General features: G+C 56.8%; 20 protein-coding genes. 9 read left to right on the top strand and 11 right to left on the bottom strand.

Going from position 1 to position 23,541, the window contains the following annotated elements:
• The first annotated feature begins 163 nt into the window (after positions 1–163).
• Genes AB1L30_RS08040 through AB1L30_RS08030 form a run of 3 tightly spaced genes read left to right on the top strand, consistent with a single transcriptional unit; the run spans position 164 to position 2,937 of the window.
• The gene (locus AB1L30_RS08040; RefSeq protein WP_367012904.1) at positions 164–454 is read left to right on the top strand and encodes a DUF3311 domain-containing protein; all 291 of its coding nucleotides are present in this window, start codon (positions 164–166) and stop codon (positions 452–454) included.
• Positions 454–2,472, top strand: coding sequence for a sodium:solute symporter family protein (locus AB1L30_RS08035; RefSeq protein ID WP_367012903.1), 2,019 nt, complete (start codon positions 454–456; stop codon positions 2,470–2,472). Before AB1L30_RS08040 ends, AB1L30_RS08035 begins: the two co-directional genes overlap by 1 nt.
• 18 nt (positions 2,473–2,490) lie before the next feature.
• On the top strand, positions 2,491–2,937 hold the full coding sequence (locus AB1L30_RS08030) for a hypothetical protein (RefSeq protein ID WP_367012901.1): 447 nt from the start codon (positions 2,491–2,493) through the stop codon (positions 2,935–2,937).
• Positions 2,938–2,947: 10 nt separating this feature from the next.
• Here the strand turns inward: AB1L30_RS08030 and proB are convergent, their stop codons facing one another.
• Entirely contained in the window at positions 2,948–4,090 is a 1,143-nt protein-coding gene (gene proB, locus AB1L30_RS08025; RefSeq protein WP_367012900.1) for a glutamate 5-kinase, read from the bottom strand.
• A gap of 328 nt (positions 4,091–4,418) precedes the next feature.
• On the opposite strand from proB, the gene AB1L30_RS08020 reads away from it, so the two are divergent.
• Positions 4,419–6,041, top strand: coding sequence for an amidophosphoribosyltransferase (locus AB1L30_RS08020; protein WP_367012898.1), 1,623 nt, complete (start codon positions 4,419–4,421; stop codon positions 6,039–6,041).
• A gap of 93 nt (positions 6,042–6,134) precedes the next feature.
• On the opposite strand, the gene trmB is transcribed toward AB1L30_RS08020, so the two are convergent.
• The 7 genes from trmB to trpD all read right to left on the bottom strand — a co-directional run bounded on the left by trmB (position 6,135) and on the right by trpD (position 14,441).
• Positions 6,135–6,788 (bottom strand): tRNA (guanosine(46)-N7)-methyltransferase TrmB, encoded by a 654-nt coding sequence (trmB, locus tag AB1L30_RS08015; RefSeq protein ID WP_367012897.1) that lies wholly within the window; start codon positions 6,786–6,788, stop codon positions 6,135–6,137.
• Positions 6,789–6,809: 21 nt separating this feature from the next.
• Positions 6,810–7,667 carry a rhomboid family intramembrane serine protease gene (locus tag AB1L30_RS08010; protein WP_367012896.1) on the bottom strand — a complete coding sequence of 286 codons (858 nt, stop codon included), beginning with the start codon at positions 7,665–7,667 and terminating at the stop codon, positions 6,810–6,812.
• A gap of 55 nt (positions 7,668–7,722) precedes the next feature.
• On the bottom strand, positions 7,723–8,217 hold the full coding sequence (locus AB1L30_RS08005; RefSeq protein WP_345087646.1) for a beta-hydroxyacyl-ACP dehydratase: 495 nt from the start codon (positions 8,215–8,217) through the stop codon (positions 7,723–7,725).
• A gap of 387 nt (positions 8,218–8,604) precedes the next feature.
• Entirely contained in the window at positions 8,605–11,442 is a 2,838-nt protein-coding gene (locus tag AB1L30_RS08000) for an MMPL family transporter (protein ID WP_367012895.1), read from the bottom strand.
• Between the two features lie 230 nt (positions 11,443–11,672).
• Positions 11,673–12,068: an STAS domain-containing protein gene (locus AB1L30_RS07995; protein WP_345087650.1), complete on the bottom strand. Its 396-nt coding sequence runs from the start codon at positions 12,066–12,068 to the stop codon at positions 11,673–11,675.
• 169 nt (positions 12,069–12,237) lie between these two features.
• A complete protein-coding gene (locus AB1L30_RS07990) occupies positions 12,238–13,431 on the bottom strand; it encodes an MFS transporter (RefSeq protein ID WP_367012894.1) in 1,194 nt (397 codons plus the stop codon).
• The gene (gene trpD / locus AB1L30_RS07985) at positions 13,428–14,441 is read right to left on the bottom strand and encodes an anthranilate phosphoribosyltransferase (RefSeq protein ID WP_367012893.1); all 1,014 of its coding nucleotides are present in this window, start codon (positions 14,439–14,441) and stop codon (positions 13,428–13,430) included. The genes AB1L30_RS07990 and trpD overlap by 4 nt, the downstream gene beginning before the upstream one ends.
• A 304-nt stretch (positions 14,442–14,745) precedes the next feature.
• On the opposite strand from trpD, the gene AB1L30_RS07980 reads away from it, so the two are divergent.
• A complete protein-coding gene (locus AB1L30_RS07980; RefSeq protein WP_345087656.1) occupies positions 14,746–15,693 on the top strand; it encodes a nucleoside hydrolase in 948 nt (315 codons plus the stop codon).
• Positions 15,694–15,738: 45 nt separating this feature from the next.
• On the opposite strand, the gene AB1L30_RS07975 is transcribed toward AB1L30_RS07980, so the two are convergent.
• Both AB1L30_RS07975 and AB1L30_RS07970 read right to left on the bottom strand, forming a co-directional pair.
• A complete protein-coding gene (locus AB1L30_RS07975) occupies positions 15,739–16,833 on the bottom strand; it encodes a trypsin-like peptidase domain-containing protein (protein WP_367012892.1) in 1,095 nt (364 codons plus the stop codon).
• Between the two features lie 156 nt (positions 16,834–16,989).
• The gene (locus AB1L30_RS07970) at positions 16,990–17,394 is read right to left on the bottom strand and encodes a TraR/DksA family transcriptional regulator (protein ID WP_367012891.1); all 405 of its coding nucleotides are present in this window, start codon (positions 17,392–17,394) and stop codon (positions 16,990–16,992) included.
• Between the two features lie 612 nt (positions 17,395–18,006).
• Here AB1L30_RS07970 and AB1L30_RS07965 point away from each other — a divergent pair.
• Positions 18,007–20,334 carry an FHA domain-containing protein gene (locus AB1L30_RS07965; RefSeq protein WP_367012890.1) on the top strand — a complete coding sequence of 776 codons (2,328 nt, stop codon included), beginning with the start codon at positions 18,007–18,009 and terminating at the stop codon, positions 20,332–20,334.
• Between the two features lie 85 nt (positions 20,335–20,419).
• Here the strand turns inward: AB1L30_RS07965 and AB1L30_RS07960 are convergent, their stop codons facing one another.
• On the bottom strand, positions 20,420–21,106 hold the full coding sequence (locus tag AB1L30_RS07960) for a 7-carboxy-7-deazaguanine synthase QueE (RefSeq protein WP_367012889.1): 687 nt from the start codon (positions 21,104–21,106) through the stop codon (positions 20,420–20,422).
• Between the two features lie 294 nt (positions 21,107–21,400).
• Here AB1L30_RS07960 and queF point away from each other — a divergent pair, with 294 nt between their 5' ends.
• The 3 genes from queF (at position 21,401) to AB1L30_RS07945 (ending at position 23,525) form a co-directional block, all read left to right on the top strand.
• Complete coding sequence (gene queF / locus AB1L30_RS07955) at positions 21,401–21,784, top strand: preQ(1) synthase (protein WP_367012888.1); 384 nt, start codon at positions 21,401–21,403, stop codon at positions 21,782–21,784.
• Positions 21,785–21,829: 45 nt separating this feature from the next.
• Positions 21,830–22,342, top strand: coding sequence for a hypothetical protein (locus AB1L30_RS07950; RefSeq protein ID WP_367012887.1), 513 nt, complete (start codon positions 21,830–21,832; stop codon positions 22,340–22,342).
• A gap of 169 nt (positions 22,343–22,511) precedes the next feature.
• Positions 22,512–23,525 (top strand): TIM barrel protein, encoded by a 1,014-nt coding sequence (locus AB1L30_RS07945; RefSeq protein ID WP_345087669.1) that lies wholly within the window; start codon positions 22,512–22,514, stop codon positions 23,523–23,525.
• The last annotated feature ends 16 nt before the right edge of the window (positions 23,526–23,541 follow it).

The following is a 23,541-nucleotide window of genomic DNA, read 5'->3' as shown; positions in this document are numbered from 1 at the left end:
TTGTTAGGAAGGAATTGCAAAAACGCTGTGTTTTTAGTGTACCACCACCAGCGTGATTTCTCCAATGAAACCTGTGAAGCAAGGAACGATTCGATACCCCGCGAAAAGTTACTGCATCTCGTATGGCATCGCGCGAAAGAGACGTTTAGAATAGGCCCAATAGTTGTTCAACCAACTGTCTTTTCAACGTGTTTTGCCCGCCCCACTCAAGCTCGAAGGCCGCAAACCCATGAGATACATGGTCTGGCTACTGGTTGTAGCCCTTATCATTCTCCGCCAGGACCTCTGGCTCTGGGACAATGGCACCTTGGTGTTCGGATTCATGCCGATCACGCTGCTGTGGCAAGCCGGCATTTCCATCGGTGCTGCCATCGTCTGGTTTCTGGCCACTATTTTCGCCTGGCCAACCGACTTGATTGAAGAAGCAGAAAAGCAAGCGGAGGGAGGCGAGTAATGGTTCCATTGATTGTCATCTGTGTTTATCTCGCCCTGCTATTGGGTTTGGGGATCTTCGCGAGCACCTTGTTTCGCGGTTCCAGTAAAGACTACATGCTGGCCAGTCATTCGATTGGACCGTTCCTATTGTTGATGAGCCTGTTCGGCACCACGATGACCGCGTTCGCCCTGGTCGGTTCGACCGGCGAAGCGTATGCGGAAGGTGTTGGCGTGTATGGTTTGCTGGCTTCTTCCAGCGGTATCATCCACTCGCTTTGCTTCTTTGTGCTGGGCATCAAACTGTGGTCGCTTGGTAAGAAGTATGGCTACACGACGCAGATTCAATACTTCCGCGATCGCCTCCAGAGCGACAAGATCGGCATCCTGATGTTCCCGATCCTGGTCGGTCTGGTCGTTCCTTACCTTCTGATCGGCGTGATGTCGTCCGGCACCGTCGTTAGCGCGGTGACCCAGGGCGCATTCCGCAACGATTTTTTCGCCACCCACGATTACGGCGTTCCGCCGGCACTGGGCAGTTTGGTGATTTCGATCGTTGTGCTGGTCTATGTTTTCTTCGGCGGTATGCGAGGAACAGCCTGGGCCAACGCATTCCAAACGATGGTCTTCATGGTGCTGGGTATCATCACCTTCTGGATCATTTCGAGCGAGCTGGGCGGGCTGCAAGCGGCTTCCCAAGCAGTCGCCGAAAAGCATCCATCGAAGCTCATCCGCGACGTCGCCCAGCAAGATCTGGACACCTACGAGTCGGACCTCGCCAAATGGCGTTCGCTGGCGGAATACAACTACGCCGCCAACGAAACAGGCACGTTGAAGCTGACCGACGAGCAGAAACAAGAAGCCGAGGCTGCCTACAAAGGGTCGAAGATTGGCAACTGGAAGGCTCGTGCGGAAGCCACCTTCGCTGCTAAGAACAACCTGCTGAACCTGTCGACCTTGGACAAAAACAAGGCGTACGTGATGCAGGACGACCGCTTCATGCCGGAAGAAGTTCCTTCTTCCTGGAGCGTGGCGATTCTGTCGGGTGAAGAACTGAATCATGTTCCTCGCAACGAAGCCGCCTCGGAGCGTGCATTCACCGACGAGACCTATAGCAAGAACATCGGCCACCCCGATGACGACCTCGACCCGAACGATCCGAGCAAGGGCAAGAAGTGGACTCGCAAGCGTGCGGAAGGCGTTTACAAGGCTACCAAATGGTCGCCTGAGAAGCCTCACGGCATGCACTACCTCGAGTTCATCTCGTACATGTTCGTTCCGCTGTCGGTCGGCATGTTCCCGCACTTGTTCCAGCACTGGCTGACCGCCAAAAGTGCTTCCAGCTTCAAGCTGCCAGTGGTGCTGCACCCGCTGTTTATTGCAATCGTCTGGATTCCTTGCGTGCTGGTCGGTGTCTGGGCGACGTCCGCCATGAACGGCCCTGCCCCGATGATTCCTCCGCACTTCAACCAAAATGCGGTGCTCTCGAAGATGGTGAGCGACATGAGTACGCCGCTACTCTCTGGGCTGCTGATCGCAGGCGTGTTGGCGGCAATCATGTCGTCGCTCGACAGCCAGTTCCTTTGCATCGGTACCATGTTCACCGAAGACATCGTGGTCCATTACGGCGGCAAAGATCGTTTCACCGACAAGCAAGTCGTGATCATTGCTCGCTGCTTCATCATCGCGATCGTGGCGGTGACGTACGGACTCAGTTTGCTAGAACCGCGAAGTGTGTTCTCTCTCGGCGTTTGGACATTCGCTGGGTTCTCGAGCATGTTCCCGCTAGTCTTCGCTTCGCTTTACTGGAAGCGGCTGACCAAGCCAGGGGCTTACGCTTGTGTGATCTCGGCGTTCGCGATGTGGTGCTACTTCTTCTACGACTCGGACTTTGCCGGCAACACCCAGTACACGGTGTTTCACATGAACCCAGCCGCAACGATGGTGATTGGCTCGGCCATCGCCATGGTGCTGGTTTCGCTGGTTACCCGACCACCAAGTGAAGAGCATCTGAAACGCTTCTTCCCCGAGAAGAGCTAAACCTCAGGCCGACGCTTTATGACCACCCATTACCAGCGAGAACGCCTGTCTGACTTTCAGAGTCGGGCAGCGTTCTCGCTCGGTAATCTTTCTCAGCATACCGGTGGTTACGGCCGATATCTTCCGATTCATCCGTTTGCCGATGACGCCGACCTTCTAGCGGAACTCGATCTCACTCCCGCCGATTGCCGCAATGTCGATGCCTGGTGGGAACTTCACGAAGACGCCTGCCTGATTCAGGCGTATACATTCGGTCATGTCACGCCGGCAGCCCCAGGCCTTTATGCCTATCGCCAGAAAGCTCCGCCCCACTTCGTCACGCTGATCGTGGTGCTGGAATGCCAGTCGATCGATCGTGCCATGCTGGAGCAGACCATGGCACGCATTGCGAAACTTGGCTTCCCGAGCGATCCAATGTTTGAGCTCTCGCCGGGCAGCGCCCCGATTCGGATCGAGGCGTTTTAGCGGTCGATGGCTAGACGCGACTCACGGTCATGTTGTCGCGATGGATGATTTCGTCGTAGGGATGAACTCCGAGAATCCCTTCGATCTGATCGCTGCGGCTTCCGAGAATCTGCCCCACTTCTTCCGAAGTATAATTGGTCAGCCCCCGAGCGATCTCTTGCCCTTGGGCATTGCAGACGCGGACAACGTCCCCTTTGCCAAACGAACCGCGAACTTCGGTCACGCCGATCGGCAGCAGGCTCTTACCCTTTTCACCCAGGGCACGCGCGGCGCCATCGTCGACCATCAGATCGCCGCGAGGTTGAACCGAATAGCCAATCCAACGCTTGCGAGGCGTAACGGCTTTGCCTTGAGCCAGGAACAGCGTGCCGATCTCTTCACCAGCGATCAATTTAGTCAGTACGTCCGGGATTCGCCCCGAGGCAATGATCATGTTCTCGCCGGTCGAGGTCACCATGCGAGCCGCTTCCAGCTTGCTGGCCATGCCCCCCTTCGAGTGACCGGTCTTCTTGTCGCGGGCAAACGAAAGAACTTCTTCGTCCAGCTTCGGCACCACCGACAGCAGCTTCGATTCGGACAGTTCCGGCGAACCGTTGTACAAACCCTGCACGTCCGAAAGCAAAATCAGCAAAGGGGCACGAATCAAATTCGTAACGCGTGCGGCCAAGCGATCGTTGTCGCCGAAGGTGAGCATCAGTTCTTCGACCGCCACGGTGTCGTTCTCGTTGATGATCGGAATGGCACCGAAGTCGAGCACGCTCAGCAGTGTGTTGCGAATGTTCAAGTAGCGCGTGCGATCGTCGAGATCTTCAGCGGTCAGCAGCACTTGGGCCGCATGCCGACCGTTATCACGCAGGGCCCGGTCGTAGATCTCGATCAACTTGGCCTGACCGACGGCGGCGACGGCCTGCAGCCGAGCAAGGTCGGTCGGCCGCTTGGTGAGCCCCAGCTGGCTCATCCCGGCCCCGACAGCCCCACTTGAAACCAGCACGACCCGGCGACCCGTTGCCGCAAGTTCGGCTAACTGCCTACCCAGTTGGGTGATTTGGTCTTCGTTTAAGACTCCCTGATCGGTCGTCAGGACGCGCGTCCCAACTTTGACGACGATGGTATGAGCGGAAGTCGTGATTTCCTGCCGCAGCAAGTCGGTCATAGTGGCGAGGTTTCAAGGAAAAAATGAGAGGGCCAGTACGGATATCTTAGAGCCTGACGGTCAGCTTGCCATGGGGGATTGCCGCTAGAGCCCCTGAGAGACCGCCTGACGTAAGTTCAGGCCATAAAGTCGTTGGTAGCGGTGCCATCGGTCATAAATCAGCACCCATCGTGATGGGGGAATCCGAGAGTTCGAATAGTTGACGGTTGAGGATTCAAGGATGCGTCTTTACAATATCTTCGTGCTTGCTGTTTCCGGCCCACGCCCCTCTCGCATCCCAGTGAGGTTGCGAGTCTCTGCAAACTCGGCAGGATTGAACTGAGATTCTATGAGTGAACTCTTCCACGAATGTGGTATCGCGGCGATCTATCACCTTCCTGGCCTTGGAGAAAGCCCTCTCTGCCCTGATCAAGGACCGGAAGAAGTTTCGCGAATCATGCCGCGAATGCTTTTGGATATCCAGAATCGAGGGCAATTGGCGGCTGGCTTCACGACCTTCAATCCCACACGAAACCAACTGATCACGACTCACCGAGACATCGGTACCGTCCAGGAAGTGTTTCGATTGTCGCATCGCGGCAAGAGCGAGTCGCTGATGCGGGAATTCGCGGGCCGTGCTGCCATCGGACACGTTCGCTATGCGACCTGTGGCCAGGACGACAAAAGCTACGCTCAGCCTTTCGAGCGGCACCATCTGGTGAAGCACAAGTGGTTCAGCTTCGCATTCAACGGGCAGTTGTCGAACTATAGCGAGCTTCGCGACCGTCTGCTGGCTGACGACGATCATCACCTGAGCCGCGAAACCGACACCGAAATCATCATGCACGAGATCAGCCGGGAAATGACCGGCGAGAAACGAATCTCGATGCTCGAAGCCTTGCGTCGTGCCGCCCCCCGTTTCGATGGGGCCTACAGCATGGTCATGCTGAACGCCTATGGCGAGATGCTGGTCGCTCGTGATCCTTACGGCATCAAGCCGCTGTGCTACGCCGTCCAGGGATCGCTGTTTGCCGCCGCGAGCGAAAGTGTCGCCCTGATCAACATTGGCTTCGAAGAAGACGAAATCAAAAACGTCGAGCCAGGCCACGCAGTCACAATCACTGATGGTAAGGTCGAAGTTCACGAGTTCATCGAACCAAAGAGAACGGCTCACTGTTTCTTCGAGTGGATCTACTTCGCCAACGTCGCCAGTACGCTCGACGGGCAAAGTGTCTACGTCAGTCGAACCAACCTGGGCGAAGAACTGGCGGCCATCGAACAGGAACGAAACGAGATTCCACTCGACGATGGCGATACGATCGTTGTCCCGGTGCCGGACACCAGCAAGGCAGCTGCCGACGCGATGGCTTTCAAGCTGGGCATTCCTTCCCGCGAAGGCCTCATCCGCAATCGCTACTCCGGCCGAACCTTCATCGAAAGCGGCAGCAAACGCCGTCGGGCCGCGGAAATCAAATACACGCCGCTGCGAGAAGTCCTGGAAGGCAAGCGCATCTTTCTGGTGGAAGACTCGATCGTGCGTAGCACCACGATGAAGGTGCTGATCAATCGTCTGCGGGAACGAGGCGGTGCCAAGGAAATCCACGTACGCGTCGCATGCCCGCCGATTATCGCTCCGTGTTTCTACGGCATCGACATGTCGACGATCAGCGAGTTGTTCGCTCCCAAGTTCATGGGAGACAGCTATTTGCTGACTGAAGAGATGCAAGACGCCATGGCCGAGCAACTCGGTGCGGACTCGCTGCGGTACTTGCCGGTCGATTCGATCGCTCGAGCGGTCAACTTCCCTGGCGACAAGCTTTGCCAGGCCTGCATTACCGGCGAATATCCAACGCCAGGTGGCGAACGCCTTTACCAGATCGCCCTGGAATCGAAGGACGAAGTCGTCGAAGAAGGCAGCCGAACCTACGAACGCCGCCAGGAAGAACACGCCGCGACTTCGACCGGTGCCTAACGCATTGCGTTAGCAACACGCTGACAAACCAAGAGCCCAGGCCGTCGATCGACCTGGGCTCTTGTTGTTTCGAATGAGAACGGGTGGCAGTCGCTAAGCGACTGGTTCCTGCTTCACAAACTGGCTGCGGAAGACATCCATCTCGTTCTTCCGCATGCGTCGCTCGAAGTGGGTTCGATAGTCGAGGTCGTGTTCGGCTGGCGATTCGTCGACGTCGATCGGTCCTTGAAGCTTCGTCACCTTGTGCAGGGACTCGACCGCCATCTCGAAGTAATCGAGCACGTCGGTCCAGAAATGCAGCTTGCCACCAACTCGCAGCACACGTTCGATCTGCTGACAGAATTCTTCGTTCATCAACCGCCGACGGTGATGCCGAGCCTTCCACCAGGGATCTGGAAAGTACACGTGGACCGCTTCCAAAGATTCGGCCGGAATCGTTTCGCGGAAGATCTTCTGCCCATCGCCATGGAACATGACGGCGTTGGTCCGCCCTTCCTTGGCCAGCTTGTAGCCTGCGAAGCGAGCATACTTGAAGGCGATTTCGATTCCCAGGAAGTTGTGCCCCGGCGTCATGCCCGAGGCATTCTTCATGAACAAACCCTTGCCGGTCCCCACTTCCACTTCCAGCGGTTGCTGCACTGGAAAGTAAGACTGCAGGTCTGGCTGCGTCTCGAGCGCCTCTGGCGTGAAAAAGTGCTTCGAGAAATCGACGTCAGGATTCAGTTTCGGAAGTGCTTTACGGCCCATGACAATTCGTGAAATAAGGGTCTAAAAACGGAACTCGTCGCGCTGCCGGGGATCGAACTGGTAAGCTCGCTCTCGGGCCAGAATCGCAGAGTAGGTTGTATCAGGAATAATGCGGGAAAGCAGAGCCATCACGGCCATGCCAAACAGGAAACCGCCGATATGTGCCCACCAGGCGACACCGGCGTCCATTCCCAAGTGCAGTGCGCCGATGCCTTCGATCACCTGCCAGCCAATCCAAATGCCCAGCACCGCAATCGCCGGTAAATCGACCGTCATGAAGATGATAATCAAGAACAGGACGCAGTGGATATGTGCTCGTGGGTATGTCACCGCATAGGCTCCCAGCGTCACGGCAACCGCTCCGCTGGCCCCCACGGTCGGAAGCAGCGCACTAATCCCACTGACTGCCGCCCAGTGAGCCAACGCCGCACACACGCCACCGAACAAATAAAACAACAAGTACGGCACATGCCCCAGGCGATCTTCGACGTTGTTGCCAAAGATCCACAGGAACCACATGTTGCCCAGCAGATGGGCAAAACCAGCGTGGAGGAACATCGACGTAAAGATCGTGGTCGTCACCGCCGACAAATTGGCCGACAAGTTCACACGCGTTTCGACGCCACTTTGCTCGAGCACTTCTCGGGCCTCGGGGGAATCCCCCAGAAGGTCACGCAGATCGAGATCGATTGCAGGGCCACCTTGCACTGCCGATGTAAACCGGGCCGGCACGAAGCCGTAGCGAGTGAACGCCAGGTTATGCTCGACCGGATCGAGCCCCAGCATCGCCAGAAAGATAATGCTGTTCACCACGATCAAGCCGACGGTCACGATCGGCCAGCGGCGCGTCGGATTTTCGTCGATCAGCGGGAACAGCATGGGGATTTACCAGCGGAGATTCGGCTAAGCAGTCGAGGCCGCACCCCAGCGTGTGCTAGATCGCATCCGGAAGTGGAATGCCCCGAATCACCCCTTCGGCCACCATCGTGGTACCGACGAAGCTCTGGAAGTTGCAAACCAGCATGCGGTTCGGACGGTAGCGAGTCTGCTTCAGAATGCAAACCAGGCGATCGCCCGGGCGGACGATGCCACGGAACTTAACTTCATCCAGTCCGCCAAAACCCATCCGCTTGCCTGGCATCAGATCGTGCGTGACGACATACCAGGTACTGACCTGGGCTGCCATTTCGCACATCAGTACGCCCGGCATCAGCGGCATACCCGGCATGTGCCCCCGTACCCAGAACGCATCTTCGGCGATATCGAGGTAGCCAGCGCAGATGCCCGCTTCCCCGTCGTCGTAAACGATGCCGGAGAGCTGTTCCATCTCGTAGCGTTGAGGATTCGTCTTGCGCACCCCTTCGAGGTCTGCAACTACGTTATCGAAATCGATCGACGCAGGATCGAGAATCAAGTCTTCTCGCGCCACCGTGAATCCTTCAACTACCGATAAGGAACAATTGGACTTTGCCAAAACAAACCGACCCGTTCATCCGGGCCGGCAACAGCGAACTTGTCGATCAAGACGATTAGGTCTTGATACCCTTACGCTTGTTCTTGCGAGCCTTCGCATTCGCAGGACGGGCACCGTGATTGGCTTTCTTCAGCTTACGATGTGGCTTGGCCATGGTTCGATTACCTTATGCAGGGTATTTCAGTGAATATTTCAGAGCGAACCGTAGGGTCCGCGCCGGATTGTGAAGCACAATCTATTCAGTATAGCGATTTAGGGACGGTCGAAAAGCCCTAATGGGTTTCGCAGCGGACGGCAAGACGGGATTAGACAATCCCCCGCAAGCTATTAAACAGCAACAACTTAGCGTCCGTGAAACGTTTCGTCGCGGGCTTCTTTCGATTGGGGAGCCTCGCGCGGCGATTCCTTCAAGGGGTTCGATTTCGGCTCGTCCGGGATGGAAGAGAGCTTTCGCCCCCGAGGCCGTTCACGCGGCTTGGCAGGCTCGTCATCGACTTCTGGCACTGTTTTGCGGAAATAGGCCACCAGCTTTAGCAGACACGGCAGCACCACCAACGAGGTAAACAAACAGCAGGCCACCCCGATGGTCAGCACCCGGCCGAGGCTGGCCAAACCGCGATGCTCGGCCAGCATCAGCGCTCCGAAACCAATCATCGTGGTCAACGACGTGATGATCACCCCGGTCGCGGTCGAAGCCCCCAGCAGGTATCCCTTCCCTTGCCGGCGGAAGTCGTGCACCACGTGGACGCCGTCGTCGATGCCGATCCCCAGGATCAGCGGTAACACGATCATATTGGCAGGGTTCAACGGAATGTCGGCGAACCCCTGAATCCCAAACAGCATCAGCATCCCGAACGCCACCGGCGTCAACGCCAGCAAGGTATGCGTCAGGCTGCGGAAGTCGATCAACAGAATGATCATCACCGCGATCAGCGAGTAGATCGCCGCATGGATGTAGCTCAATTGCATCTGCCGCGAAGCGTGGAATGTCTGCAGCGGCTGGCCGGTCACCTTCGGATCGACCGATTCGACCTGGCGAACGAACCCTTCCAAGGCATCCATATCCCAGATACTGGCATTGGGATAGATTCGCAGCAAAAGCTGGTTGTTCTTCCCAACGAAACGGGTGACCAAGGCCTCGGGCAAATCGCTCGCCGTGGGAGGATCCGGGTTCGAGATCGCCGCCAGCGAGTGAAGCCACTGCAACAGTTCGCCTGCGTTTCGTTGCTGGAACTGCGAGATGATCGCTCGGTACTTCGGCTCCGGCATCCCTCGCAGCAGTTCGCGAATCTGAGCGATCCGACGATAGGTATGCTGCGACGATGGTTCGTCCGGGGAAAGCAGTCGCTGCGAGTCGGCCAACACCTGGCCCAGGTGAGCGGCTTGTGGGACCGAGATGTTCGGGACGTTTTCAGGAATTTGCTGCAAACGATGATTCAGGTCGCCAATGATTTCGAGCTTTTGCGGCGAGCTGTCGGGCATCAGCGAGGCAATTTCTTCGACGCGATTCACCGTCGGCAAGGCCTCGAATTCCTTCTTTCGCTCGAGCAGCGTCTCGCGATCTTCGGCGATCGACAACGCAAACCAGACGCTACGATCGGTATCGCTCAGCAGCTTCTCTTCCCACTGAACGCTTTCAAGCCCCTTCGGTTGCAGGTTCAACAGGTTGTGATCGTAGCGCAGCTTCGGCACGCCTACGGCAATCAGGCCGATCCCAATCAGCGAGACGAGCAAAGTCATCTTCGGCGTCTTCAGCAGAGGCAATACCCACCAGTCGAGATGTAGCGGTTTGGGTAGCTGAAAACGGCTGCGATGGCGATCGGCCAGGTGAATCGAGGCCGGCAGCACCGTCATCGAGGCGACCAGGCAAACCAGCAGACCACCGCCGGCAATGATGCCCAGTTCGGCGACACCCGTGAAGTCGGTAAGCGAAGCGGTAAAGAACGCGACCGCGGTGGTTAAACCACCAGTGACGATCCCAGGACCAATGTCTCGGGCCGTCTGCACGAGGGCTTCGCCGGTCTTCTTATCTTCGGCTTCCTTCAAGTAGCGAGCCACGTAGTGCACGCCGAAGTCGATCCCAAGACCAATCAGGATCACGCCGAACGAGACGCTCAAGATATTCAAATGCCCGACGAAAAGCGTGGCGAAGCCAACCGACATGGCAATGCCGATCAACAGCGCGACCACCGCCAGCAGCGGATGCCGGAGGCCACCGAACGAGGCCATGAACAGGAAAGCGACCCCCACCAGGCTGATGACACTGGCCTGGGTCATGTCGACCTGGCTGCGTTCCATTTCGTCGTTTTCCATGACGGGAAGTCCGGTCAGCCCGAACTTCAGTCGTGGGTATTTCTTCTGGAAGCGATCGAGGATCGAACGCAGTTCAGCGATCGCCTCTTTGCCCTGGGCCAGCTCGGACTGGTTTTTCACGAGCCGCAATAAGATCAGACCAAGCTGGCCTTCGTTCGCCAGAAAGTAGTCGGAGTCGATCTGGCTCATCGCGCTCAACGAGTCGTTCGGCGGAACGAGCATCGAGCCTTGGGCTTCCCCCTGCCCCATCGCGGCCAGGAGATTGCTGGCCAGCTTGTCGAGTTGTTGCCGGGCATTCTCCGCCATCATCTGAGCCTGGGGGGCTTCCGGCTGTCGCGAAGCAAAGAGAAGCTGCTGATTCAGATCGTACGCCATCTGGGCGACGCTGATTGAATCCCATTGTCCCTGCATCAGCGGCCACATGCGATGCAACTGCTGGTCGATCTTGGACAGATCGGCTTCCGGCAGGAAGTGGAGCCCTTTCTCGCGAACCTTGCTCAGGCCTCGCTCGTGCAGCACGGCATAGAACGACTGGTTCTCGGCCGAGAGCTGGGTGTAAAGATCTTCCAAAGCCGGCACGATTTCTTCACGGCCCGGACCTTCAATGATGACCACGACATCGTCATCAGCGCTGAACTGGTCGAGGTATTCGCGCCAGAGCCGGTTGAAACTGCTGTGCTTGTTGATCAGATCGAGGCGACTTGTTTTGAAGCCGAGATGATTGGTGGCGTAGAAAACGCACGACCCCGCGACGAGGAAAGCCACCAGCAGCACCACGATCGGATACCGCACAACAAGACGCGTGCCCCAAGCCAACGGCTTGGACATCAGCGACTGTTCGTCGGACGTTTCAGTATGAGAAGGCATATGCCTGATTGGCAGCGTGCCTCGTAACGATGCACGTCCACCCGCTTTATTTACGTAGGGAAATGGTCAGGGGTCGCGGAATCTTACGCAAACCGATAATCGGCGCTAAGAGCGAAGGAGAGAATCGATGCCTGCTAGCACTAGCAGTGCCAGCACGACGGCAACAAGCGGTCGGTCACTTCCCTGAAAGCCCGACCGCGCAGTTCGCCGGCCCAAAGACCGGCCAGCGGCTAACTAAGGCCAAACCACTTCGAGATCGAAGGGCCGCTGAAAGAATCGAGTGCGGACTTCTCGTCCTTGTGAATGTCGATCACTTTGCCGATCTTCATGATCTGGAAAACTTCCAGAATGTTGCCGGTCACATTGCAGACCTTGAACTTGATCTTGGCGTTCTTGCAATTCTTATTCAGCAGGATCAGCTTGCCGATCATGGCCGAAGACATGTATTCGATCGCGCGAAAGTTCAAGATCAGCTTCTTGGCCGTGGCGGCCTCGAGGATCAACTGTTCGAATTCCTTTCCAACGCGATCGATCGCGGTTTCGTCCAGGATAGAAGACTGGATAAACTCGGCAACGACCACATCCTGGACGTCGCGAACTTTGAGGTAATGGTATTTGATCGCCATTGCGTGGGCTTTCTAGATATCGAGCGATGATAACGAATCGAAATATGGGAATCCCTAGGGGTATAGATAAGAACCGCCCGTGAGGTCCAAAGAGCTAGCCCTCTCCAGATTTACCGATTATCCCTGTCTCTTCCGGGAAAGCAAAGCATAATCTGAGTGGCCAATCGCTTTATGGCCCGATCGGAGGGGTCCGAGCCGTCCGAATCCATAAAATCAATCCCCCGACGGTCGCCGCCAGGGCACAGCCAGCCAGCCCCAAATAGGCCGACTGTAAATCGGAGTTCTCACCCACCAATCCGGCGGCGAGCGCTCCGATACCATTTCCCATGGCAAACGAGACACCGTAGCAAAGACTTCGGCGAGATCGCGGCGTGTATTTAGCAATCAAGCTATTAAATACTGGCTGATGCATAAAAAAGGTCATCACCCAGGCCGCCACGCACCACCACTTCCACTCGGGCGAAGCAAAACTCATCCCGATTAAGAATGGGATCGTCCCGGCGCAGATGATTGTGAGTTGCAGTTCCAATCGATGGGGCTTCGCGATCTGCCCGGCCATGAACTGGCCGAAGCACCCCAAAATCAGCGAGCTGGCCGCCAAAACGTTCCCGCCAATCTCACCTTCGGTATGAAACCCCAGAACCTGGGCATCCGACAGAAAGCGAGGCAGAAAGCTCATCACGCCGTGGTATGAAAGGCCAATGCAGCTCGAAATGACCAGCAGTACCCCGAAGCTTCCCCATTGCCCCTGATCTTCCGCAGTGGGCTGGCCGGAACGCGTGAAGACTCGCTCGGGCGATTGAAGAGTCAGATAGACGAACACGGCCCCGATCGAAAACGACATCGCCGCGAGCACGCCATAGAAGACCTGCCACGAGTGCGTCAGCGAAAGAACCGCGGCGGCGATCAGCGGGACACCACCAATCCCCAGCGAACCAAACACGCCATGCCATCCCAACACCTTGGGCAGTGTCTGCGGGGTTGTTTCATGGGATAGAAGCGCCAGGCCGGCCGGATGATAGATGCTTCCCATCACCCCCATGAAGAACATCGAGACGAACAGCATCGACAGCCCGGGCAAAGAAATTGCCATAAGGCAGGTCACGCCGCCACCGATCAGGTAGAGGGCCAGCATCCGCTTGGCACCGATGTGGTCGACCAGCCAACCGGCGATCAGCGCTCCGACACCCCATGGGAAGCGCCAGACGGTTTGCAACCAGCCAGTGGTCGCAGGACCAACGTCGTACTGGGTAGCAATCGACTGCTCGACACAGGGGAGCGAACCTTCCAGCACATGCACCATGGCATGCGCGGCACAGACCGCCAGGACTAGAACCAGGAACGTACTTCCGACACGCTTCACCCGGCGCTAACCTCTGCCAGGCGAGCCAGCGTCTTTTCCGCGGCTCCGCTATCGATGGCAATTTCAGCCAATCGAGCGCACTCGCTTAACGAATCGTTCTTGCCAATGGTCCACAAAGCTGCGGCAGCGTTGACCACCACAATGTCGCGTGCCCCGCCCTTCTCGCCCGCGAGAACTCGGCGAATCATCGCCGCACTTTCTTCGGGTCCATCGACCAGCATATCCTCTTTGCCGCGACGCTCGATGCCGAACTCTTCCGGCTGCCATACAATCTGTACCAGACCGGCCGGGGTAGCGATGGTAACGTCGGTCGCGTCGCTGATCGTCACTTCGTCCATGCCATCGCGGCCGGTGACAAAGACCGCCTTGGTCGTCCCTAACTTGTGCAGGGCACTCGCCAGCAGTTCGCGGTATTCCGGACGACCGACCCCAAGCAGTTGGTAAGGAGCATTGGCCGGATTGCAGAGCGGGCCAAGCAGATTGAAAATTGTTGGCACACCAAGGCTCTTGCGCACGCCAGCCACGTGCTTCATCGAGCCATGCATCAGCGGGGCGAAACAGAAGCAGATGTCGACTTCCGCCAAGCAGCGTTCGATGGTCGCCACATCGGCTTCGATATTCACGCCAAGTCGCGAAAGCACGTCAGCACTACCCGACTTGCTGGTCACGCTGCGGTTGCCATGCTTGGCAACCGGCACCCCAGCCGCGGCAATCACCAGGGCAGTGGCGGTACTGATATTGAAGGTCCCGCTCCGGTCCCCCCCGGTTCCACAGGTATCGATGAAGTCGGCGACCGGAGCCTTGATTTGAACCATGTGGTTCCGCATGGCGGTTGCCGCGCCGGCGATTTCGTCGACGCAGGGCCCCTTGTCATTAAGCGCCAACAGCAGCGCGGCGATGTCGTCGTCTCCCCAGGCCCCCTCCATCATCTGGCCAATGGCAGACGCCATTTCTTCCAGTGACAGATCGTTTCCGGCCTGAACTTTCGTGATGACTTCTAATTGCGACAACCGACTCACTCCCAGAGCTTGATTCTGATGCCCGACACAAACCGGCTTATTTTAGTCGCCAACGCCCCTGGGTCCTACCCACGATGCATCTGCCGCTGGAAGACGAAACTTGCTATAACAACAGGGGATATCGATCGATCTTGGCTCATCGACGCTTGCCGGTTGGCTTTACAGGATCGAGAACCCCACGGGGCACCCGATTTGGTCCAGGGATTCCGCTTTAAAAAAGGTTAGCCCAACCGACCCGGCGTATGCCACCCAAGTTCGTTGCACACACCTTGAAGGCCAGGAGGTCCCGCCCATCATGTCCAGGAAGGTAATTATCGATTGCGATCCAGGGATCGACGATGCTGTGGCACTGATGATTGCCCTGTTCGATCCTCGCCTGGACGTCCTTGCGGTAACCTCGACCGCCGGCAACGTTAACGCGGACCAGGCCTTTACCAATCTTCAGGCCCTGATCGAGTGCCTCGATCCCCCGCGTCGCCCTCGTATTGCCATGGGCGCCGGGCCCCGTTCCGCTCCACCGGTCGACTCGACCTTCCTGCATGGCAGTGATGGACTCGGCGAAATCCATCTCGATGTTGCCAAGCTGCATCAAACCCATCCGGCGGAAAAACTGATCGGCGACGAAGTCCGGGCCTATCCCGAAGAAGTAACCATCTTGTGCCTCGGTCCGATGACCAACGTGGCCAACTGTCTGCAGCGCGATCCCCTGTTCGCTTCGCAGGTAGGACAAATTGTCATCATGGGCGGTTCGCTCAGCGGCGTCGGAAACGTCACGCCTTGTGCTGAGTTCAATTGCCACTTCGATGCCGAAAGTGCTCGACGGGTCCTGCACTCGAAGACCACCAAGACCTTGGTCCCGATCGATGTCACCAGCCAGGTAACCTTCGGAATCGACCTGCTCGAAAACATTCCGAAAGGAAATTCGCGCGTCGCAAACCTGCTGAACCAGATTCTGCCTTACTCGTTCCGCTCGCATCGCCGACATCTCGCCCAGGAAGGGATCTGCCTGAACGACGCGGTGGCCCTGGTCGCCCTGCTGCAGCCAGAACTTTTTGAGACCATTCCGCTGGCTTGCGACGTGGAAACGCAAGGTGATTTGACGCTGGGTGCGACCGTGTTCGATCGTCGTATCGTACGGACGTGGACTCCCAACATGGAAGTCGCCAGCACGGTCGATGTGAACAGTGTGAAAGATTGCATCCTCCGCGGCATCATTCAGGCCGCGCGCGAAACAGCCGAGTAATCGCTTACTCGGCTGTTATCGATGCTTGAACGGGAAGGCGATTGCTTAGTTCTCGAACCGGTTTCGAGCAGCGAGGCGAACCGACTTTTCGATGAACTTGCCATCGCGATAGATCTCGACCCGGATGTCTTCATCCAACGGGCAGAGGCTGACAATATTGATCAGTTGCAGGTCGTCTTCCACTTCCTGCCCATAGAACTTGGTGATGATGTCGCCGACCTGGATCTTGGCCGCTTCGGCCGGCGAACCTGCCGTAACACCACTTACCTTGGCTCCGCGAGCGCGGAACAGGCCAATCTTGGCGGCAGCGGCGGCATCAAAATCGGCGTCCATCCGGACACCAAAGAACGCCCGAGCGACCTGACCTTTCTCGATCAGTTGTTCGGCGACGCCCAATGCAGCGTGGATTGGAATCGCGAAGCCGATACCATCATTTCCGCCTGAGTTGCTGGCGATGGCGGTATTCAAACCGATCACTTCTCCGCGAAGATTGATCAGCGGTCCGCCGCTGTTACCAGGATTGATGGCGGCATCGGTCTGAAAGAAGTTCTGGAGCTTCAAGCCCTGACGTCCCAGTTGGAGGTTCCGTCGTCCCACCGCGCTGATGATGCCATAGGTAACCGTCTGGCTTAAACCAAAGGGGCTTCCGACGGCAAAGACCTTTTCGCCGACTTCGACCATCGAGCTGTCGCCCACTTCGGCCGGGATCAAACGTTCGGCAACCACTTCGACCACCGCGACGTCGGTATCGCGATCGGTAAGAACCCGTTTCGCTTTGATCGAGCGGCCATCTTCCAGGTAGATCTGAATGCGTTCCAGCGGAGCCTGGTTGATGACGTGACGATTGGTCATCACGAAGTAGCTGTCGTTATGCTTGAAGATAATGCCCGCCCCCGCTTCATCCACCTCGCTCGAAGCGGAAAAACCATTGCCGGCGGTGGTGGTTTCAATATGGACGATCGACGGGCGAACGAAGCGAACAACCTTCTTCAGGTGGTTCAGCTCGCGCTGCAGCATGTCGGCTTCCGCCAGGATTTCGTCTCGCATCGCCGATCGATCGGAATCGAACTGGGCCAGGTCTTGCCCGGCGACGGCGGTACTGATCAGCAAGAGTAGCGAGAGAGAGAACAAAGGTCGCATAGCATCGATACCAAAACCGGGGGAGTTGTGGTGATGCGAACCATCATGGCACGCACCTCACTACTTAGATCGTGCTAGCACCATGGGTGATAAAAGAAAAACGGGACGAGTTTTACCTCGTCCCGTGGAAAGTATGCGGGTTGTGACGACCGTGCGTTAGTTAACGGCTTGCGTGTCGTCGGTCTGGGCCCAGCTCACGCCATCAGGGCCGAGCTCTTCCAGTTCGCGCTGGCACTTGATGCACAGCGTGGCATAAGGAAGGGCCTGCAGACGGGCAATCGGGATCGAGGTTGTACAACCTTCGCATTCACCGTACTTGCCTTCTTTGATTCGCTCCAGAGCGGTGTCGATGCTGGCAAGTTCGCGACTTTCGACTTCGGCCAACTGCGAACTGAGTTCGTCCTGAACCGAATCGAGAGCAAAGTCGACGACGTCACCTGAGGTCTGCTCGAGTTCTTTCAACAGACTCAAGTCCCCAGCGAGGGCCTTGCGGAGCGCATCTCGACGACGAAGGAGAATCTCCTTCATTTTGCTGATAAACTCGTCTCTTGACCGTGCCATGTTGTCACCTTGAGAGCAGGAAAGTCGTATTTTTAGCGATTCGTTTCGCCCCTGCCTAGTATTTGAATGGACCGCATATTTCGCGATGAAATCCGAAACCGTCGGCCCCCCTGATCGGCGGGCAAACTCTACCTTTGTCTGACGTAACGAAACTATAGTACGCTGCCAGGATAGTTACGAATAAAAATTTCCACAGATTACGGATACCCATACCCGTTATAGAAATTACCCTAACTTAAACTGACATAGCAACTTATCAACTGCCGCAGTGCAGCTTGCAATTCCGACAGCCCCTTCGGAAGCCCCTCTGTTTTTCATCTTAAGACACTTTCCTCTTGCGAAAACCAGGTTGACACGCTTAACGCGAGCTTTCTGCGGCGCAATCCGATCATCGACATTTTCTGGGTAAAACCCTATCCAATTTGCATGGGTGAGCTCTTTTTGACCCTGCAAAAGTACCGCGGAAGAACTTTGACCGCCGGGCGCCTGTGACCTATATCCCTTAGCGAAATAGGCGATTACCTACGGGCAGCTTGGATAGGTGTGCGCCAGATAGCAGGCTTTGATATGGCCTTGTCCCGTTGGTGATCTCCACGAAATCGAAATATTGCTATGGTCCAAAACAACCTCGCCCCCCCTTCCAAACGCGACTCCAAGCTCTTGGGGAAGACCAGCACTCCGTTGGTCCTGAAGGTGGAAGGTACGGAACGTGACGGTCAGATCATCCGTGTCCATGCGCCCAAGTGCCTGGTCGGGTCAGGCGAAGACTGCCAACTGCGTCTGATCGCGGCCGACGTTCAGCCGAAGCACTGCGTCATCTATCGCGGACCGACCGGGATGGTCGTCAAATCGTGGACCCGCGACACGCGTGTGAACGGCACGACCATTTCCGAAGCCTGGCTCCGAATTGGCGATCAACTGAGTCTGGGCAGCTTGAGCTTTCAGGTTCTGGCCGATCAGCTTAACGAAACAACCACGCCGGCCGAGGCCGCGCTACCGATCAGCCAGTCGCATAAAGCACTCCGCCGCCGCTCGAATCGCCGGATTCGCAACCTGTTGGATATGGTTCGCCAGCAGAAAGACTCGTTCCAGTCGCTGCAGGCAAAGTTCGACGAAGCCCAGAACCTGGTCGATTCGTTGCTCGCTCGCGAGTCGGAAACCGAACAAACTTCGCTTTTGCAAAACGAACAGCTTCGGGCCGATCGCCGTCAGTTACGCCTGACCAAACACAATCGCGTTCGCGGATTGCTGTCGCAGGTCCGAGAACTGACGCAAGGCAATGGCAAGCTGCAAGCCGAACTGCGTGAGCAACTCGAGATCAAGCAAAACCAGCTCAACGAACTTCGCCAGCAATTGGCGGCGTCGGACGATGCCACCGAAGCGGAACGCTCGCAGCAGCGTCGCCTGGAAGCCGATCTGGCCGAAGCGAAGCAGATGATTGGGCATCTCAAAGAACAAGCGACCGAGTTGACCGCTCGCGAAGATCAATTGCGTGGCCAGTGGCAATTGTCGCGGAAGCACGCCAATGCCCGCGTCAAATCGATCCTCGCTCACCTGCGTCAGACACGCGAACAAATCGCTCAAGCATCGGAAGACGAAGAAGATGGCAATGGTGCCGTGTCGCGTCTGACCGAGCTTCGCCTGGCTTACGATGAAGCTTCGCGCGAACTGCAAGAGAATCGGAGCTCGCTGAAAGAAGCCGAAAGCGAACTCGCCTGGTCGCAGGAAGAACTGCAGGACCGCGAAGGTCAGGTCCAAGAGCTGAACAGCAAAATTGCCGAAATGGAACTGCAGTTGGCGAAAGCGCAACAGGCCTGCGAACACGCGGAGAATCAGGAAGAGACTTCCCAGTTCGAAGGCGAAGTCACCCAGTTGCAGCAACAACTGGAAGACGCCTCGCTCCGCGGCGACAACCTGCAGAGGCAACTGGATGAACTGCGTCAACAGAACCAGGAACTTCACGAGACAATCGTTCAGCAGAAGCAAATCGAAGCCGACTGGAAAGATCAACTCGAAGAGGCTCGCCAGCAGTGTCTTGCGATTCGTCGCCAATTGGAAGAAGAACGTCGTAACGCGTCCAGCCCGCATTCGGCGGACGAAGCGCACACGCACGAAGAGCAAGAAGAAGCGGCGATGGATCACCTTCGTTCGATGGGGATCTTGCGTGAAACGCCAAGTCACGACGAGTTCGAGCGGCCGGATCCTCAGCCATCGCGTGATGAACGAAAAATCGATCCGAAGACCGGCCTGACCAGTTATCCAAACTTCCAATTTCCTGAAGAGGACGAACTGGAAGAGTCGGATGACGAGCCAGCCTACGCTCCCCCTCAACCTCCTAAGCAGGTAGCTCACTCCGACGACGACGTCTCGATCGATGACTACATGCAAAGCTTGCTCGCGCGAATGCGAGCCAAGCATTCCGGCGAACCGGAATCGCATTCAAAAGTCGAAGCCCAAAAGAAGTCGGAGACAAAGCATGTACCGGTGGAAGAAAGGGTCGAAGAAGACGTTTCGCTGATCACCAGTGAAGAGTTCATTCCTTCGCGATCCGCTCCGGAACAAACGTCCGACATTCGTCGCCTGCGCGAACTGGCCAACGAACAAGCCAAGGCCGCCATCGACTCCGCCACACTCAACCGCTGGGAATTGCTGTGCAAATCGAAGCTGGCCGTTTCGCTGGTCGCTTTGATGGCCGGACTGTTCTTGAACTACCTATCGCCAAGCTACCTCAGCACGGCATTCGCCGGAGCATGCCTGGCCTATGTGGTGACCGTTTTCTGGTGGCTGCAATCGGCAGTCATCTACCAGCACGTGAAGAAACATCGCCGCGACCGAATGGAAAAACGACTGAGCGACGAAATCGTGTCGTCGCACGAGTTGGCCCATCATGGCGAGTTCCAACTTCCGTCAGCGCCAACGAAAGAAGACCACGCAACCTGACGCGAAGCGATCCTTCAAAACTGAAAGCCGCCCATCGAGGCGGCTTTTTTGTTGGGGCTTTCGAGCGAATCCAGCGTTCGCCAAACTAGGTTCCGCGGGCGAAGCCAAACCATTCGATCTGCTTTCGCTGGCACAACTGCAACTGATGCTCTTCCGCCCAAGGCTGCAGCCATACGCCGATCGTTTCAAGTTGCTGCTGCTCGATCCCTTGCGGCATGACGAACACTCGGCTGCGATCGAGTTGCGGCAATCGGTCGAGGTAGGCCAGCACTTCGTCGCAATCAGGCTGCCGATCGATCACGAACTTCAACTGATAAGGGAACTCGTCGAGAAGCCGGCGAACGACATCGATCTGGTCGCGAGTCTGTTCGTGACGACGGTGCCACCGCGGATGCTCGTCTGGGTTGGGCGCCGAATTGGAAAGCTTCGGGCTGATCGACATCAAGTCGCATGGCAGCGGCAAGTGAAGCGTGCCGGCCGTTTCGATGGTGATGTGCCGCCCTGAGTGACGAATCCCCTCGCACAGCGGAATCATTTCCGCGAACAGCATTGGCTCGCCACCTGTCAGCACGACATGGTCGACATGTAGCAGTTCGATCCGACCGAGGATCTCAGCCACGGAAAGGTCTTCCCCTTCCGGGTTCCAGGAAGCATGGGGCGTATCGCAGAACCAACAGCGCAGATTGCAGCCACTGGCCCGGACGAAGGTACTGGGCACTCCGGTGAGCAGCCCTTCCCCTTGGATCGATCGATAGATTTCAGCAATACGCACGCAAACTAACCGAGACGCAACTCTGCTTGGGGCCGACTTTCCCTTTCAGGATGCTCTGACCGCGAGATATACGAAGCTTCGCCAGGCCCCTGGTACGATGCCGGTGCCTGGCGAGAATCTCTCAGAATACCCATAAAGAGCCCCCAGCGCAGGTCGAGTTCGGCAGACCGTAGGCGGAATTGATGAATTTCCGCGCGAAATCGGCCAGGAAACGGCCGTTTGACAACCGGCTCTAGCCTTCGCTGGGATTTGCCCCCAAAATAGCAGTTTACCAATCAGCCAGGAGTTGAGACCGTGTCAGAAGAGAATCGCGGGCTTCTCGAAACCTTCGAGAACCAGCACCCCCAACGAGACTACGAAATCGAAATCAGCGTGCCTGAGTTCACCTCGGTCTGTCCGAAGACTGGTCAGCCCGATTTCGGCACGATCACCATCACGTATATCCCGGAAGCATTGTGCGTCGAGCTGAAAAGCCTGAAGATGTACATGCAGGCCTACCGCAATCAGGGGATCTTCTACGAAAACGTAACCAACGTGATCCTGAACGACCTGGTAAGCTGCCTCGAACCACGCTGGATGCAGATTCGAGCCGAGTTCACGCCGCGTGGCGGTATCAGTTCGACAATCACGGTCGAGCACTACAGCGAAACGCCACCAGATGAACTGACCGTCATCTAGGTGAATGGCAAATCCTGGCCCTTGCTTGTCCATCGGGAGAACACCATGAAACACGCGAATCGCAGTTGTCGAATGTGGATCCTCTCGATGGCCTGCTTGCTGGTCGGTTGCCAACAAACGTCTCCACAACAAAACTACGCCACCGAAGCGTTGGGCCTGACCAGCGAACTGACCGAAAGCGGCATGCGCTGGGGCCAAGAGATGCGCCCCTGGTTCGAGGGAGAAAAGGTCGACATCGAGTCGGCCAAACGTGCTCATGAAAAAGCGTTGCAAGATGTCAAAAATGTGCGGCGGAAAATCAACACGCTGACCGTTCCGAGCGACCCAGACTCGCAAGCGTTCGCTCAGAAGCTGCAAGCTTATCTCGACTGGCAAGTCGAACTATTCGATACCGAGTTTCGCTCGTATTGCGAGGCAGCCGAGCAGGAAAACCCAGGCTCGCCAGAAACTCGACAAGAGATCGCCATGCGTTTGACGTCAGTTTATCAAGACGAACTGCAACGCAAACAGCAACTCTCGGCAGCCGTTCGGAAACTGGGCCTGAACATCAGCCCATAATTGCCTGATTTTAGCCCTACAGCGATGCGTTCGGCACACGATGTCAGGCGACATCATCTTCCCTCAGGGCTCTTGCGACATGCCGACGGGGCATTCACAATACGACTTGCCGTATAAAAAGCATTAACGCCCTAGAGAATCTTTACGCGACACGAGCTGGAATAGCGCCATGACTGCCAAGCCCCAAGTTATTTTGACCGGTTTCGCTGACGAATCTGCCAACCAGAAGACCGCCGAACAGCAGTTCAGTGCCTTCGCAGCGCTCGGTCTGGAATACTACAGCATCCGCTTCATCGACGTCGGCAATGGCATCAAGAATGTCATGGACCTGACCAAGGCAGAGATCTCGAAGCTGCGAACGATGGAAGGCGAGTATGGCCTGAACGTTTCGTCGCTCGGTTCTCCGATCGGTAAGGTCAAGCTGCAGGATGTCGAAGACGGTACCAAGAACCGCTACGTTCCGTTCGAGAAGTACCTGGCCAAAGACGTGAACAAGGCCTGCGAACTGGCGCATGCATTCGAGACCAAGCTGATCCGCGGCTTCTCGTTCTATCACCCGAAGGGAACCGATCCGAAAGACCACATCTCGCAGGCCGTCGATCAACTCGGCCAGATTGCCGAAGCTTGCCATCGCAGCGACCTAACCTTCGGTCTGGAAGTGGAAGCGAACCTGATCGGTCAGAACGGCGACATCCTGGCCGAGATTCACAAGAAGGTGAATCACCCAGCGATGATGCTGATCTTCGACGCCGGCAACCTTGTTTGCCAGGGCTACACGCCAGACGAAGTGTATGACCAGTACATCGCCATGAAGCCAGGCATGGGCTGGATGCACGTCAAAGATTACAAGATCACCAAGCCAGTCGGCGAAAAGGGTCACATTGACGAAGACGCTCTGAAGAACTTCGTTCCTTCCGACCTGGGCGACAGTGCTTACGAACGCATCATGCGTGACTTCGCTTCGTCGATTCCGAAGCTCGAAAAGAAGCTGAAGAAGCGTGGCATCCCAGGTGTGTTCGTCGACCTCGAACCACACGTCAAAGGTGGCGGTCAGTTCGGTGGTTTCAGCGGACCAGACGGTTTCGGCGTGGCTCTGCGTGGCTTCTGCCGCGTGCTCGATTTCGCTGGAGTCGATTACCACCTTCGCGATTTCGACGACATCATCGCTGCCCGTGGTTTTTAGTTCGCGATGCTTTGCG

This window comes from Bremerella sp. JC817, from assembly GCF_040718835.1.
GTDB lineage: Bacteria > Planctomycetota > Planctomycetia > Pirellulales > Pirellulaceae > Bremerella.
This window is presented reverse-complemented; position numbering and strand designations above follow the sequence as displayed.